Below are 15,061 nucleotides of genomic sequence, written 5' to 3' on the forward strand. Positions count from 1 at the left end.
AATTATTAATTCCCCATTACATTATTCATCTTCCCAGCGTATGCGGCACACAACATCTACTTCGCCTTTGTCTTTATTGTGGAATTCAAGCCTAAACGTTTTTTCTTGATCAAGCGATATTGTTGATCCTTCAAATTCCAACTGATCGTTCTGATACGTAATATCTTTAGTTACTTCTACAATAAGGTCATCATTAGAAGCACCACCGGTTTTATCCTTTTCTTTTATCAAAAAATAAGCTCCTACCGTCTTGTCATCAGTGTAATCGAAAAGAACTTCTTGGCTGCTGTTTATGTTATACGTTTTCCCCTTTTTTTTAGGTTTCCATGCGTTATCCCTACCCAGACTATGTACATTTTGACCATCGAGTTTCATCGTCCAGTAATACTCGGCATCTGTAGCACCGTCATGCTCTTTTATACTGATAATCTTTTCAATCGTATACGTCAGTTTTCCCGTTACAAACTTTACCTCATTGCCGACTTTTTTATACCGCCAGTTATTACCGCCGACCGGAGCGAGCTGAAAGTTTTCCTTCTTTGCATGCTCACCCACGGCAAGCACTCTGTTTTTTTGGTAGTCGGCAACTCTTATTTTTGCGGCGGGTTTATTTGCCAATGCGCCGGTTACGGTAACGGTTTTGCCGCTTTCCAAATAGACCTCGTTGTCTCTGCCTGTCTCATCCGTAACTAAAGCACTGCCTTCCATCTTGAATGTGCCCTTTACGTATACGCCGCCGCCCTTACCGGCCTTGCAGTTAGTGATAGTGCTTGAGCCTTGCATAATGAGCGTGCCTCCATTGTCGATGTATACGCCGCCGCCTTCATTAGTTGAGCCTACTTGGGCGTTTTTAAGCGTTATGTCTTTAAGAATGAGTGTTTTGCCGTTTTCCAGCTTAAAGATACGCGTTATGCCGCTTGCGTTCAAAACGGCGGAAGAGCCGCCCCTTATGGTGAGGTTTCTGCCGAGCCTAATTTCGCCCGCATTGTTTCCGTTTGTCGCTTTTATTTCCCCTTTAATGACGATTGTGTGGGCACCGTACGGTTTTGCCGCTTCATCTTTAAGCTGTTTCCACGCATCGCTGCCGCCGCCTGCTAAATTGAATTCACCCGGTTTAAACTTTACCCTTACGGTTTTTTCGGCAGTTACGTTGGAGAGGGTATAGCTTTGGTTCGTTCCGTTTACCGTGCTGCCGCCTACAGTCCAGCGGTCTACTTCCCAGCCGTTATCGGGCGTTGCGGTAAAGGCTACGCTTTCGCCGTGCGGTACGGTGAAGCTTGCGGTGCTGCCTCCGTTTGCTATTTGGGGGGAGCCGTTATACACACCTTTAAGGCTTCCGCCCCGTCCGTCTTGTACGCTGAACCTTACTGGGTAGGTTTGGCGTTTTACGGTAAACCTTATAGGTTGTGTTGTACTGCCGTTTTGAGCTTTTACTGTAATGGTAAACTGCGTTACACCGTTTGCGGGTATGTTTGCGTTTCCGCCGGGACTTACGCTTGCCGTTGCTCCCGTGCTGTTAGCGTCAAACATAAAGTCCGTTACTCTTGCCGTAGTTGAAGCCACCGTGTATTCGGAAGTAAAAGGAGCTGTTTTAAGTTCTCCGTTCAGCTTAAAGCTCGCCAAGTTTGCAACGTCGTTTTGTGCACGGGTTACCTGTACCGTTTTTGACCATGCAGGATAATTTCCCGGACTTGCCGCAACATTTATGGTAAGATTTTGGGGAACTCCTTCCGTTAAGGTAAGCGGCAGCTGAGGTGTTACGGTAAAGGGAATATTCTGCTGCTGCCCGGCAAAAGAAAGCTGTATGTCGTTTTGCGATAATTGCGTTACCGTATACGGCAGTGTAACTGCACCTGCCGAAGCATCTTGCCCGTGTATTTTAAGCGTTTGCGGTGTTAAGGCACTAAGCTGTACGAATTGTACGCTTACCTCTGTATTTGCCGTTACGGTAAGAGAGGCTGAGGCTTGACCGTTCTGTCCCGTAAAGCCGATGGAAGGCATACATGTCCAGTTTCCAACCTTGTATTGGTTAGGGTTGTTCGGTGTTGCGGTAAAGGTTACGCTTCCCCCGTAGGGTACGGTGAGGGTTTTGGTATAGTTTCCGCTCGCAGTTTCGGTGTTTCCGTTATAGGAACCTTGAAGGCTTCCGTTTCCGTCTACTACGCGGAATGTTACAGTGAATTGTTTAACCAATTTGACAAAGAAGGTTTTTTCATCGCTTGGTTCATAGTTCTGTTGACTTGCCTTTAGGCTGATTTTGTATAGGGCTTCGTTTTCGTTATTTCCAAGAGCCGGTAAGGTTATGGCGGCAGTTGTTGTGCCCGAAACAGAGTCTGCGCCGTTCCAGTTGTTTGAACCCGACACCTTTTTTGCTATAGTTCCGGTTATAGCTGCCCCTGCTTTTACCCGTGCCTGTAAAGTAATTGCCATATTGGTGTTTATTTCATGCGGAGAATTCTCGGAATTTTCCGTTATCGGGCTATTGTTGTGATACAGCCCAACGGGCGACAGTTTGTTTGTTGCCGTACTTTTCGTTATTTCGGGGGAGCTTAAGCCTTTTTCGTCGGTCAGTTTAAGTGTGTATTCTTTTGCGGCACCTACTTTTACTTGTACATCGGTTTTTAAATAGATTATCCACTTTTCTGTCGGCGTGTCATCTATGGTAACTCCCTGGTTTACATCGCCGACTTCCAGTTTTTTCACGCTTGCGACAGGTAAAAGAATGCCCGAATTGCCTATGTTAAAGCCGCTTTTATCCGGCTTTACGGTAAGGGGAAGGGTTTGAGCCGTTCCGCCCTGCGGGGTAACGGTAATTGATGCTATGTCTTTGTGTAAAAGCTCCGTACTTACGGTTTTATCCATATCTTTCACTTCAAAGCACAGTACATAGTACCAGGTGATGCCGTCTTGCGTTTTACACAAGGCTTTGTATTCTAAGGCGGGAGGCGGGGTATTGGCACGCAGTTTAAATGTGTATTTTTGCTCAAACTTTCGGCCTTCTTTATTGTAAAGGGTGATTGCAGGGCTTAAGTTTTGACTGCCCCACTCGGAATATTTTAAAAAGGCGTCTTTATATATCAATTCGATGCGGTCGGAAGATGTTTGTCTAAAATAGTAATCTATTTCTGCCCTAGGCGCATTCATACCGTCGGTACCTTTTACGCCGTTTTCAAAGACTACAATGTCCGAAGGCGAGCCTTGAGCACCGGGGATTTTAAGTATGTATTTTTGAGGATTTGTAAGTTTTAAGATTATGGTTTTATCTACGGCACTCGGCAAACAAGGATACCCCTCGTTGTCCGTTCCGGCTGCGGGAATTTCGTTTCCGGTAATTAGCACGGTAGATGACCAATATTCAAGATCTCTTTCAATATCCGAAAAAAAGTGATCACAAGCACTTGAAAGCAGTAAAACCGTAATTACAATCAAAAAAGCTTTAAACTTACGCATAAACTCACTCTCCCTAGTCTTTTGAATTATACCTAAGTTTATAACAAAATTATATAAAAAACAGGGGGTAAACGCCAAAAAGAACCATGGTTACCCAAAAAAGAACTTTGGTTACCTGCTCAAAATCGGACATCCGTGTCCGATTTTGAGCTTCAAGTTTTAGCCACAGGCTAAAACTTGCGAGCATGGAACCACCGCCGTCCATGGCGGACGAGGAAGTGTATGTCCGATTTTGAGCTTCAAGTTTTAGCCACAGGCTAAAGCTTGCAAGTATGGAAACCACCGCACATCCTGTGCGGTAAATGAACGGACATCCTTGTACATTTTTCATCAGGTATTGCTATTTTTTTTTAATACTACTATAATCAAAAGTATGAAGAAGTTTTTTAATGCCGGCCGTATTATGTATTTGTTGGGAATTTTCGTATTAAGCACTGCAATAGTTATGAATATTACCAATAACTTTCCGCTGGATGGGTTTCTTCCGGTCGTTCTTTGGATTGATATTGTCATTAACTGTATTTGTCTGTTTTTTTGCCTGATTCTTTTTATAAAACCCAAAAATAATATTCTCAACTATTTGATGTTTTTTATGGAAGCCGGAGTTACTGCACACATGGGATTCGTGGGTATCGGCACTCTTCTTTTTGCGGCAGGCTGTGTTATGGTTTTTGTAAACGGGGATTTTAAAACCTATTATAAACAAAAAATTGCGGCTCTTACAATTTATTGGCTTCTTATCAGTATAGGTTTGTATTTTTCTTTTAGTATAAAATATTTTATTTTTGAAATTACTTTGACCGGTTTTTATTTTGGGCTTCTTGTATGCCTATATAAAAAGCTTGAAGCAAACCTCTCATATCTTTTGCCTCCGACCGAGATAGTTTCTACCGAAATAAATCTTCCTCCCAAAGGCAGTGTTTTAGAACTGGAAGAATACGGTATCTCAGAACGCCAAAAGGACTTTATTTTAGGCTCGATTATGAACGGAAAAACTTATGAAGAACTGTCGGCCGAATTCCACGTAAGTACTTCTGTCGTAAAAAAAGATATGGCTTCGGCCTGTAAAAGTTTGGGAGTTGCAAACCGGGAAGCCCTGCGTATTCTTTTATTACAATACAAAATAGAATAATATTTAGGGAGCTTCAGCACTGTCTTTAAGCAGTTTTTTAACCTCTTCCGTTGGTATCGTAAACTGTGCATCCGGTGAAATATTTTTAAAGGCCTGCGACCCTATGAAGGTAAGACTTGCGGGTAGACTCACCTCAGTTAAGCTGGTACAGCCTTCAAAAACCCATTCACCGATTTTGGTAAGATTTTTACAAGCGGAAATATCCAACTTTGATAAACCGGTACAGCCTGAAAAAGCCCATTCACCGATTTCGGTAAGGCTAGCAGGCAGACGGACTTCAGTTAAGCCTGTACACCCGTCAAAAGCCATTTCGCCGATTTTGGTAACAGTATCGGGTATGGAAATTTGTGTAATACCTCCGGCTGCACATATAAGTTTGTTCATATTCTTTGTGTATATAATATTATCTTTACTGCAATAAACAGGATTCGCAGGATCGACTACAAGCGTATGTAAATTAGTGCAGCCTGCAAAAGGTCCTTCACCAATTTTGGTAAGAGTTGCAGGCAGGCGAATTTCAGATAAATCGGTACAGCCGTTAAAAGCCCATCTACCAATTTCGGTAAGGCTTGCAGGCAGGCGGACTTCAGCTAAACCGGTACAGCCAGAAAAAGCCTGTTCACCGATTTCTGTAAGATTTTTACAAGCGGAAATATCCAACTTTGATAAACCGGTACAGCCTGAAAAAGCCCATTCACCGATTTCGGTAAGACTTTCAGGTAAGTGGACTTTAGTTAAGCCGGTACAGCCGAAAAAAGCCATTTCGCCGATTTTGGTAACAGTATCGGGTATGAAAGCTTGTGTAAGGCCTCCGGCTGCACATACAAGTTCATCCATATCCTTTGTGTATATAATATTATCTTTACTGCAATAAACCGGATTCGCAGGATCGACTATCAGCGTATGTAAATTCTTACAGTCTGCAAAAGCTCCTCTATCAATTTCGGTAAGACTTTCAGGTAAACTGGCTTCAATTAACCCAGTACATCTGAAAAAAGCATAATAACCTATTTTAGTAAGACTCTCAGGTAAGCAGACTTTAATCAATCCGGTACAACCTAAAAAAGTCTCTTCACCGATTTCGGTAAGGCTTTCAGGGAAGCGAAATTCAGTTAAGCCAGTACATCCCGAAAAAGACTTTTCACCAATTTCGGTAAGACTTTCAGGTAAGTGGACTTTAGTTAAGCCGGTACAGTAAAAAAAAGCATAGTCTCCGATTTCGGTAACAGTATCGGGTATAGAAGCTTGTGTAAGACCTCCGGCTGCACATATAAGTTTTTTCATATCCTTTGTGTATATCACGTTATCTTTGCTGCAATAAACAGGATTCGCAGGATCGACTATGAGTGTATGTAAATTACTGCAATCTATAAAAGGATGATAACTTATTTGGGTAAGGCTTGCTGGTAAGTAGACTTCAGTTAAGCCGGTACAGCTGGAAAAAGCATTGTCTCCGATTTCGGTAAGGCTTGCAGGGAAGTCAACTTTAGTTAAGCCGGTACATCGGTTAAAAGCCATTTCGCCAATTTTGGTAAGACTTGCCGGTAAGTAGACTTCAGTTAAACCTGTACAGCCTGAAAAAGCCCATCTGCCTATGTCGACAAGATTTGTACAGGCAGAAAAATCGATTTCAGTTAAACCTTTACAGTCGTAAAAAGCATTCTCACCGATTTTTTTAACCTCTGCAGGAAGCACAAGTTTTCCTTTTAGTTTTGTTTTATCGGTAAGTCCGGTGAGCGTGCCGTCTTTATCAATGATTAGTAAGGGCTTTGTGTTTTTCTGTAACTGTTCTTCTAATTCCTTAAGCTTTGCTTGTGCCTCAGTCAGCCCCTGATCCGCAGCCTTGCCAAACCATTCGGAAGCTTTTTTATAATCTTTTTTTAGTCCTATTCCCTGATAGTATAGCCAGCCGAGACTAAACTGACCTTCGGCATCCCCCTGTTCCGCTGCTTTTCGATGCCAGTAGACGGCTTTTTCATCATTTTGCTCAACTCCAATACCATTGTGATACATCCAGCCGAGCTTATTCTGAGCCTTAGCCAGCCCTTGTTCCGCTGCTTTAAGGTACCATTCTGCGGCTTTTTCGGCGTTTTTTGCAAGGCCCAAGCCGTCAAAGTACATATTTCCAAGATTAAACTGTGCCTCAGCAAGTTTCTGCTCGGCGGCCTTACGGTACCAGTAAACGGCTGACTTATAACTCTGCTCTACACCCAGACCTTCCTTATACATAAAACCGAGATTATTCTGTGCCTCGGCAAATCCCTGTTCGGCAGCTTTATTATACCAATAGACAGCTTTTTCATAACTTTGCTCTACACCCCGGCCTTCCTTATACATAAAGCCAAGGTCGTATTGAGCCCACGCATGACCTTTTTCAGCATCCTCACGAAGTGTCCGTATTTCATCAGTTTCTTCTGCTATAAGAGGACTGACCAATACCAGCGGCAGCATACATACAGCTGTCATAATAAGTATTCTTGTAATGTCTAATCTTTTTTTCTTTATTTGCTTCATTTTACTTTATATCGATATAGAATTTTTTTATATACCTTATCCTTGCATCCGCCTTATCCCAAAACTTACTTTCAGGATAGGCTTTGGTTAGGGTTTGATAGGCCTCCAGGGCTTTTTTTACGTTTTTATTCGGTCCGTTTAGTTCATAAGCCTGACCGCGTAAAAACAAGGCTTCATCCAAATTTACCGAATAATCTTTTAAAAAGGAATCCACCGAATTTAAGGCTTCTGCCGAATTTCCCGCAGAAATATAGCCTCTTATCATGTCCAACAACTCGGAAGGGGATTTAATTTTTTTCTCATCTGTTTTAGATTCCGGCTTTTCGGTTACGGTCAAAAGATCGGGAGAATCATAAACCTTTAAATCGCCTGTATCTTTTTTTATTGAAGAAGATTCTTTTTGTATCGGAACCCCTTGCATGGGTTTGGAAGAATCCGAAGTATCTTTTTCAGGTTTCTTTTCAGCCGGTTTTAGTTTTGCAATATTTACGCTTCCTTTATAATCAGGAGCTTTAACAGTATCATTCAGCTTTGTCTTTGCTTTTTCTACATGAACGGCGATAGAATCCGAAATAAAATTATCCGAAAAAACATCAAAATGCGAAAAGTTAAGAATATAGTTGCCTTCGTTTAAAGCTCCAAAGTGGAATATAGAAGTGCCGTTTTGAAGTTTTCTTTGTTGATATTTTATACCTTTTTGTGCAGAGGATTCACCTAAGTATACCCAACCTTCTCCCGGATATACAACTTCAAGTCTCTGCCCTGTATAGAGTTTTACCGAACGGGAGGTTTTTTCTTCTTTTGTCTCATCAGGTTCGGTACTTGGAAATTCCGAAAAAACACGGGCAGGCTCAATCTCTTTCATTTTTTCTTCATTTACAAGATTCTTATCCGAATTATCGTCAGGCACAATAGTTTTATTCGAATCATCGGCCGGCTTCAATTTATCTTTCTCTTTCTCAGCCGATTGTACAGTTTCCGATTTAGCTTTAGAAGGAGTATTTGGTGTGTTTACGGCCGGCTTATCGGCAGGGACCGGCTCCATGGTCTTAGTATCAGTTTTTTTCGCAGAAGCGGGAGGCTCTTTAATCTCGGCTTTTTTTGCAGGAGCAGGAGGCTCTTTAGTCTCAGTTTTTTTTACCGGAGCAGGAGATTCTACCATCGAAGACGAATCAAGGCTTTTGTTATTCGGTAATGCCGGTTCATCTTCAGTATCAATTATAAGCTCCAATGCGGGTTTATCGCTGACAGGTTTAGGATCGGAAACCGATTTTTCCGAATCAGCCTCAACCTTCACTTCGTTTTGTTCAGAGCTTTTGTCCTGCTCGGAATTCTTATCCTGTAAATGATTATCTTCAATTACAATCTTTTCCGCATCCTTGTTTTCTATATCCTGAGCGGGTTCGGGTTTAGAATCATTCGGCACAACATCTTCGGTCTTTTTAATTTCTGCCGGATTTTCACCCGAGCTCTTTTTGGTACTTGCGCAGGAATTAAAAAGGATAAAAATCAAAAATAATACTAATATAAAACGCATTGAAAATTTCACGGAGCACCCTCCAGTATATTATCGACAAGTTTTTTATTCTGTTTATGCAGTTCTTCAATATCCTCTTTTGAAGGAGGTTCATACCAGTAATCAACCTCTTCTTTTTCCCATATTTTACGCTGCTCTCTTGAAAACTGAATGGGAGGAAGGTATAAGGGTTCATCTATGAGCTGCAATTTATCGGTATTGATTTTACCGCTTTTAAAATCGGAATTTTTAGAGGATAATACCGTTTTTTTCTCTTTGGAATATGCAGTATCTTCCTTTTTTTGTGAAAATATAATCAATAACACAAGACTTAAAATTAAAAGAAAAATCAAAACGCATACTATTATTATAACCAACTTCCTGTTATTAGAAAAAAAATCTTGAATATTTTTTAAAATATCGCTTATCTTAGTCTTGAAGTTTGTCATTGTTTTCGGAACTCTCCCCCTCATTTATCGTTTTTATCCTTTTAGGAGGATGGGGCGGAATATAAACTCCTTCCTCCGGTTCAACTTCTTCTTCGACGAAGGGCTCATCAACCAAATCTACCGTCTTTGCCTGAAGCTCCGTTTCGTTATCAAGCCTTATGGCTATAACCTTTGAAACGCCCGATTCTTCCATGGTAACGCCCAGCATGGCATTTGCACCTAAAACCGTTTTTTTGTTGTGTGTAATGACAATGTACTGACTAACATTTGCAAACTCACGGAGTGTTGTAACAAAACGGGTAACGTTTTGCTCGTCAAGAGCTGCATCAATTTCATCGAGAAGACAGAACGGAGACGGCTTTACCATATAGGTTGCAAATAAAAGGGCTACGGCTGTCATGGACTTTTCACCGCCCGATAGAAGGCTTATATTTTCAAGCTTTTTACCCGGCGGCTGAGCAAAAATTTCTATTCCCGATTCAAGCACATTTTTCGGATCAGTTAAGCGTATTTCGGCCCTTCCTCCGCCGAAAAGCCGTCTAAACATATTATGAAAATTCTTTTTAATTTTATTGTAAGTTTCCAAGAATAGTTCAGTAGATTCAGCTGTAATTTCATCGGTAATTCTCTGCAAATCTGCGCGGGCCTTATCAAGATCACTTATCTGCTTATTTAAGAATTCGTAACGCTCTTTAACATTCTCAAATTCTTCAGGCGCCATAAAGTTAACCCTGCCCAAAGAATCAAGTTTTTGCTTAATTACTGAAAGGCTGTCTCTTAGTTCACTTACCGACGCAGTGAGAGTAAACATTCTCTCTTCAAATTCCATGAGCTCTCTGGAATGTTTTTCCCTGAAATTTTCCTTTGTATTACGGATATCGGCTTCAATCCCGGCAAGGTCCAAGTGGAATTTTTCCAAAAGAGAATTTGCCTTTGAAAGCTCGGCAGTAAGTTTATCGATTTTTCCTCTCTTACTTGCAAGGTCTGAGTTTTTTACCGAAATTTCGTTTTCAAGTTTTTCAAGTTCGGCACTTATTTTTCTTCCTTCGTATTCCAAAGAATTTATCTCGCCTTCAAGCTCAGAAATATCTTCTTCCGTTTGTTTTAGCTGTTTTTCTTCGGCAAAAAATTCGTTTTCAAGATCGTGTAGAATTTTTTGTTCGGAAGAAAGCTGACGCTCCAAAAGTTTAACCTGATCTTCGGCGTTTTTTGCCTGAGCATCCACTCTGGCTCTGTTTACACGCAAATCTTCAAGAGTTTTGCGGTAATCATTTATCTTAATGGAAAGTTCGTTATTTTCTTCTATCAGTGCCGCAATTTTATTACGGTTATTTTCGATAGATTGCCTATTTTCCAAAATAGCGGTATCGACGGATCTTTTTTTGGTAATAATACCTTCGGGAGCTAAAAATTCGTCTATAAAACCGGCCGAAGATTTTTTATATTTTTCAAGTGAATTTTGAATTTCATTGCTTATGGTTAAAAGCGATGAAAAACTTTGAACTGCATTGTCTGCAAATTTTTTAACATCGGCCTCCGAATGATTATCTATCGAAGCGAAGTCCGAAAACAATTCTTTTCTTCCCGTAATCAAAACTTTTAATCGGTTTAAAGTCTCATCCAGTTCTTTTTCGGCCTCCAATCTGTTTGTAGAAGAATAACCTGCAGATCTTAAATTTTTATCAAGTTCGGTAACGATATCTTCGGTTATGGATTTTAACTCAAGTTCCATATCCGCCCTCATATCGTCAAACCGTCTTATATCGTCTTCAAGCCTTTTTATTTCTTCCTTATTTGAAGTAATCTTATGGCTTGCCAAATCTATGTTTTTTTCAAATTCTTCGGCATTTTTTTCGATTGCGGTAACCTGTTTTTTAAATTCGAAAACATCCGCATTTTTTTCGGAAATATCGTCTTCAAGGTTTTCAATATTTTCCTTTGTCGAAGAAGTCTTTGCTTCAAGCTGATTTAACTTTAGTTTAAGTTCGGAACGGCGTTTATTGTAAATTTGGACTTGCTCCTGCTTACCCTTTTGTTCGATGGCCAGATTTAGTACTTTGGTACGGTAAGCATTAAACTTTTCTTCCATTTCGTTTACAATATCCATATTTTCCGAAAGGATTCCGTGAATACCGTCAATTTGTTCCTGTATGGAGTTTCTTTTTTCGGATGCATCTTGTAAACTTTGTTTTTTTGCGGCAAGACCGTCTACAAAACTTTTTAAACGTAAAAGCTGAATATCTCTTTCGTGTTCAAAAACGGCTTCTTTAAGTTCACGGTACTTAATCGTCTGCTCGGATTGGACTTTTAAGGTATCATAGGATCTGCGGACTTCGGCTAAAGCAGCTTCAATCTGTTTCATGTTTTCTTGGGTTTTTTCGAGTTTTCGCTCAGCATCCTGCCTCTTTACCTTAAATTTGGTTATACCGGCCGCCTCCTCAAAAAGATACCGCCTTTCTTCAGGTTTACTCGAAAGAATTTGGTCGATTTTTCCCTGCTCCATAACGGAATAAGCCGCCTTCCCTACTCCCGTATCCCAAAAAAGCTCTCGAATCTCGCGAAGTTTTGCCGGCTGATTATTGATAAAATATTCACTTTCACCGGATCTATAAAGCCGTCTTTTTATGGCTATTTCGCTTAATTCCAAATTCAAAAGGCCCTTTTCATTGCTTATCATCAAGGTTACTTCCGCAACATTGAGCTGATTACGTTTTTCGGTACCGTTAAATATAACGTCTTCCATTTTATCGGCTCTTAAGGTACGGGAAGATTGTTCTCCGAGTACCCATTTTACGGCATCTACTACATTACTTTTTCCGCATCCGTTAGGGCCTAAAAGGGCGGTTATACCATCTGCAAATTCAATTTTTACTCTATCGGGAAAGGACTTAAATCCGAAAATTTCAAGACTTTTAAGAAACATAACCCGAACATCCTTTTATCATATACATATAAGAGATTATACAATTTATTCGCTTGTTTGTCATTAGGAATTGAAAAGTTTTTAAGAGATAGAATACTTTTTCCGATAAGAAGATATTATGAAAGTATTGATTTTTGACAGAAAAATAGAAACACTAGCCTTTTTGTGTGAACACTTGGAAAATCATGGAATTATAACGGTTGCCGCAGAAAACGGCAGTAAATTCATGTGTAATTATCTGGACAAAAGACTTGATGCCATCATAGCAGCAAAACAAGAACTAACCCACTACGGCCTAAACAGTATCGAATTACTCAAAAAAATATCCAAAGATATTACGGTTTGCACTTATGCTCATTCAGCTTATCACCACATAAAAAACATAAACATAATAAGTTCGTCTCATACGCCTAAAAATATAAAAGCAAACGAAAAAATACTCGAAATTATCCTTTCAAAGTGCAAAAAAAGAGCTGATCTTAATAAAGACTATATTTACAGTTTACCTAAAAAATCGGGGATATTATTAAAACATCTGATAATAAACAAAAAAAACGGGTTAAGCGATGCAGATATAAGAATCATATTTTGGGGAGATGAAAAATTGTCAAGACAAAACAGCATCTATAACCATGTTTATAATTTAAAAAAATCCCTAAAAAAAAGTTTTAACAATCGATACACTATTTTAAAAACAAATAAGCGCTACAGGTTAATAAGGCTAAAAAAAGAGGCTTAACCCATCATAGTCAAGCCTCGTTTTACATAATTTAGGAAATACCTAAAACGCCTGCAACACGCTCCAAAACCTTTTTGCGGTCAAGCGGTTTTACGATATAGTTCTTTGCTCCGAGTAAAAGAGCTTTTTTTACAAGTTCTTCCTTACCTAAAGCACTTATCATAACTATCTTGGCATTTTTATCGAATGCCATAATCTGCTCTAAAGCAGTTAAACCGTCCATTTTAGGCATTGTAATATCCATTGTTACAAGGTCAACATTAGGACATAATTGCTTATATTTTTCAACGCCCTCAAATCCGTCTACAGCCGTAGCAATAACTTCATAGCCTTCACTATTCAATATCTGCCCGATCTGCTTTGTAACAAATATAGAATCATCAACAACCAAAATCTTATAAGGTGTTCCATCCGGTTTTTTTCCTTCAGGTGCCCTCTCGTTAATATTGGGAAAGTCCTGTTTTGATATCATAATAAAACTCCTTTAATTTTCTTATACTCGATCACGAATTGCAACGTTGATTTCTACTTTACCTTGAGGAGCAGTCATCGGAACAATTAGGGCTTCAATATCGTTATTGGATATCTTCATGTTATCGCCTGTAAACAAAGCCGGCGGAGTTAAGTCAAACTTAAAGCCGAGATCATGAAGCTTTGTTACAGCCTGTGCCGTGATAAGATTAGCCAACTCAGTAATTGTTGCACGGGCAAGCTCATCAAATTCTGCCAACTCTTCGTTATTCATTGCAGAAGCAATTTTCAACGCAGTTTCTAAAGTCATATCAAATATGACACGGCCTTCTACATCTCCTGCAAGACCGACAATGGCAGCTACACCCATAACCGGCATACATGTCGATTTTAGGTACAAATCACCGCGTTTTATATCATCACCTAAAACTTGTGACAAGATATTGTACGCAGCTTCGCTAAACGGATTAATATACTCTACGCGCATTTATTTCTCCTTATCCTTTTATATTTATTCTTTTGTAAAAATTACAATATCACCGGCACTGTTCCTAAGCCATCCGTCCTGTTTAGGCATAGCTTCATTATGTCCTAAAATTATAAGCCCGGAATCCTTTAGTTTTTCTCTAAATTCTTCGATTAAAGTTCGTTGTACATTAGGATTTAAGAAAGAAAGAACATCTCTTGCCACAATTATATCCATATCGGGAACTGCATTTTGATGAGTACAATCATGATACTCAAAAAGAATCATATCTTTTATCTCTTTTGAAAATGTAAGATTACCCGAAGCCGTTTTTGTAATATATTGCTCATACATTCCTGAAGCAATATCATCCGGTATTGCAAGCATGGGAGCATTTGAAATAGCCAACAAATCCGAATCATTTGCATAAATCTTTATATGTGCACGAGGATAACGCATTCTTAAAAGAACGGCAAGACTGTAAGCCTCATATCCCGGTCCGCATCCTATACACCAAACGTTTATTACCGGAGAAGTATTTTCCGGAAGAATTTTATAATAGGCGTTTATATAAGCCTCGCTCCAAAAACGTTTTGTAAAAGGAGATAAGAAAGAAGATAAAAATTCTCCGGCATCTTTTTCGGATTGAATTTGCAAATTTCCGGAAGGCCGCAGGTCTTTCCATTCCATATATCTGTCCTTAATCCAATTTTCATTGATCGCAGAAATATAGAATTTACCCATAGCCGACAAGGTATCCCCGATAAATTTTATATCCAAATTTTCAGAAGATTGATTGGCCTGCATTTTAACAGGCTCTTTTATCACACTTGCAGTAACAGGCGGAAGGTCTTCTTTTACCTCTTCTTTTTGTTGACGTGAAGCAAAAATCTTATCGACATCAAGAAGAATGTATAAGCGTCCGCCGTTTTCGACAACACCATGAATATATTTAATATTTATGTCGCCGAAAATAGGATGCGGAGGCTGAATGGAACTGCTTGAAACTCCTACTACCTTATCAATAAAATCGACAACAACACCAAAAGTCTGATCCTGCACATTGATTATTACCATACTTTCGGGTTGATTCTTTTTGCGGGCCGGTACCGGAATATTAAAGAAAATACGCAGGTCAATTATCGGTATAATATCACCTCGCAAGTTATATACACCCAATACAAAGGGGGATGTATTAGGTACATAGGTAAAATTCCCCGCCTTTGCTATTTCTTTGACACGCATAATATCTATTGCATAATCTTTACCGGCAAGGGAGAAAGTTACCATCTTAAAATCAACTACAATAACTTGTTCGTGAAGAGATTCCGCTTCACCGTTCCCTGTACCCGTATTTGTATTTACTCTTATTTCTTTTGTTTCTTCCATCATGATACTTTC

At 39.7% G+C, this 15,061-nt stretch carries 11 protein-coding genes; 2 read left to right on the top strand and 9 right to left on the bottom strand.

Annotated features, from left to right (window positions below; translation table 11 throughout):
- Nucleotides 1–21: 21 nt before the first annotated feature.
- Together E4O01_RS05965 and E4O01_RS05970 are read right to left on the bottom strand one after the other, a co-directional pair.
- Nucleotides 22–3,450, bottom strand: coding sequence for an InlB B-repeat-containing protein (locus tag E4O01_RS05965; protein WP_253694864.1), 3,429 nt, complete (start codon nt 3,448–3,450; stop codon nt 22–24).
- Between the two features lie 49 nt (nt 3,451–3,499).
- On the bottom strand, nt 3,500–3,733 hold the full coding sequence (locus E4O01_RS05970; RefSeq protein WP_253694865.1) for a hypothetical protein: 234 nt from the start codon (nt 3,731–3,733) through the stop codon (nt 3,500–3,502).
- A 90-nt stretch (nt 3,734–3,823) separates the two neighbouring features.
- Between E4O01_RS05970 and E4O01_RS05975 the strand changes: the two genes are divergently transcribed.
- Complete coding sequence (locus tag E4O01_RS05975; RefSeq protein ID WP_253694866.1) at nt 3,824–4,582, top strand: helix-turn-helix domain-containing protein; 759 nt, start codon at nt 3,824–3,826, stop codon at nt 4,580–4,582.
- 3 nt (nt 4,583–4,585) lie between these two features.
- Here E4O01_RS05975 and E4O01_RS05980 read toward each other — a convergent pair whose 3' ends face one another.
- From E4O01_RS05980 to E4O01_RS05995, 4 genes are read right to left on the bottom strand one after another with little or no spacing between them, the layout of a single operon-like run.
- The gene (locus E4O01_RS05980; protein WP_253694867.1) at nt 4,586–7,048 is read right to left on the bottom strand and encodes a leucine-rich repeat protein; all 2,463 of its coding nucleotides are present in this window, start codon (nt 7,046–7,048) and stop codon (nt 4,586–4,588) included.
- Nucleotides 7,049–7,097: 49 nt separating this feature from the next.
- Nucleotides 7,098–8,633: an outer membrane protein assembly factor BamD gene (bamD, locus tag E4O01_RS05985; protein WP_371819639.1), complete on the bottom strand. Its 1,536-nt coding sequence runs from the start codon at nt 8,631–8,633 to the stop codon at nt 7,098–7,100.
- Nucleotides 8,634–8,641: 8 nt separating this feature from the next.
- Entirely contained in the window at nt 8,642–9,061 is a 420-nt protein-coding gene (locus tag E4O01_RS05990; protein WP_253694869.1) for a hypothetical protein, read from the bottom strand.
- On the bottom strand, nt 9,042–11,984 hold the full coding sequence (locus tag E4O01_RS05995) for an AAA family ATPase (RefSeq protein WP_253694870.1): 2,943 nt from the start codon (nt 11,982–11,984) through the stop codon (nt 9,042–9,044). Before E4O01_RS05995 ends, E4O01_RS05990 begins: the two co-directional genes overlap by 20 nt.
- Before the next feature lie 118 nt (nt 11,985–12,102).
- Here E4O01_RS05995 and E4O01_RS06000 point away from each other — a divergent pair, with 118 nt between their 5' ends.
- Complete coding sequence (locus E4O01_RS06000; RefSeq protein WP_253694871.1) at nt 12,103–12,723, top strand: helix-turn-helix domain-containing protein; 621 nt, start codon at nt 12,103–12,105, stop codon at nt 12,721–12,723.
- 31 nt (nt 12,724–12,754) lie between these two features.
- Here E4O01_RS06000 and E4O01_RS06005 read toward each other — a convergent pair whose 3' ends face one another.
- Genes E4O01_RS06005 through E4O01_RS06015 form a run of 3 tightly spaced genes read right to left on the bottom strand, consistent with a single transcriptional unit; the run spans nt 12,755 to nt 15,049 of the window.
- On the bottom strand, nt 12,755–13,195 hold the full coding sequence (locus E4O01_RS06005) for a response regulator (protein ID WP_253694872.1): 441 nt from the start codon (nt 13,193–13,195) through the stop codon (nt 12,755–12,757).
- Between the two features lie 21 nt (nt 13,196–13,216).
- Complete coding sequence (locus tag E4O01_RS06010; RefSeq protein ID WP_253694873.1) at nt 13,217–13,681, bottom strand: chemotaxis protein CheX; 465 nt, start codon at nt 13,679–13,681, stop codon at nt 13,217–13,219.
- A gap of 24 nt (nt 13,682–13,705) precedes the next feature.
- Nucleotides 13,706–15,049: a CheR family methyltransferase gene (locus tag E4O01_RS06015; protein ID WP_253695184.1), complete on the bottom strand. Its 1,344-nt coding sequence runs from the start codon at nt 15,047–15,049 to the stop codon at nt 13,706–13,708.
- Nucleotides 15,050–15,061: the final 12 nt, after the last annotated feature.

The sequence above is a fragment of the Treponema sp. OMZ 790 genome, from assembly GCF_024181285.1.
Classification (GTDB): domain Bacteria; phylum Spirochaetota; class Spirochaetia; order Treponematales; family Treponemataceae; genus Treponema_B.

Bases quoted from the DNA above. Each gene is read 5' to 3' on its own strand.
- bamD (WP_371819639.1), bottom strand. From the start codon at position 8,633: ATGCGTTTTATATTAGTATTATTTTTGATTTTTATCCTTTTTAATTCC.
- E4O01_RS06015 (WP_253695184.1), bottom strand. From the start codon at position 15,049: ATGGAAGAAACAAAAGAAATAAGAGTAAATACAAATACGGGTACAGGG.
- E4O01_RS05995 (WP_253694870.1), bottom strand. From the start codon at position 11,984: ATGTTTCTTAAAAGTCTTGAAATTTTCGGATTTAAGTCCTTTCCCGAT.
- E4O01_RS06010 (WP_253694873.1), bottom strand. From the start codon at position 13,681: ATGCGCGTAGAGTATATTAATCCGTTTAGCGAAGCTGCGTACAATATC.
- E4O01_RS06000 (WP_253694871.1), top strand. From the start codon at position 12,103: ATGAAAGTATTGATTTTTGACAGAAAAATAGAAACACTAGCCTTTTTG.
- E4O01_RS05990 (WP_253694869.1), bottom strand. From the start codon at position 9,061: ATGACAAACTTCAAGACTAAGATAAGCGATATTTTAAAAAATATTCAA.
- E4O01_RS05975 (WP_253694866.1), top strand. From the start codon at position 3,824: ATGAAGAAGTTTTTTAATGCCGGCCGTATTATGTATTTGTTGGGAATT.
- E4O01_RS05965 (WP_253694864.1), bottom strand. From the start codon at position 3,450: ATGCGTAAGTTTAAAGCTTTTTTGATTGTAATTACGGTTTTACTGCTT.
- E4O01_RS05980 (WP_253694867.1), bottom strand. From the start codon at position 7,048: ATGACAGCTGTATGTATGCTGCCGCTGGTATTGGTCAGTCCTCTTATA.
- E4O01_RS06005 (WP_253694872.1), bottom strand. From the start codon at position 13,195: ATGATATCAAAACAGGACTTTCCCAATATTAACGAGAGGGCACCTGAA.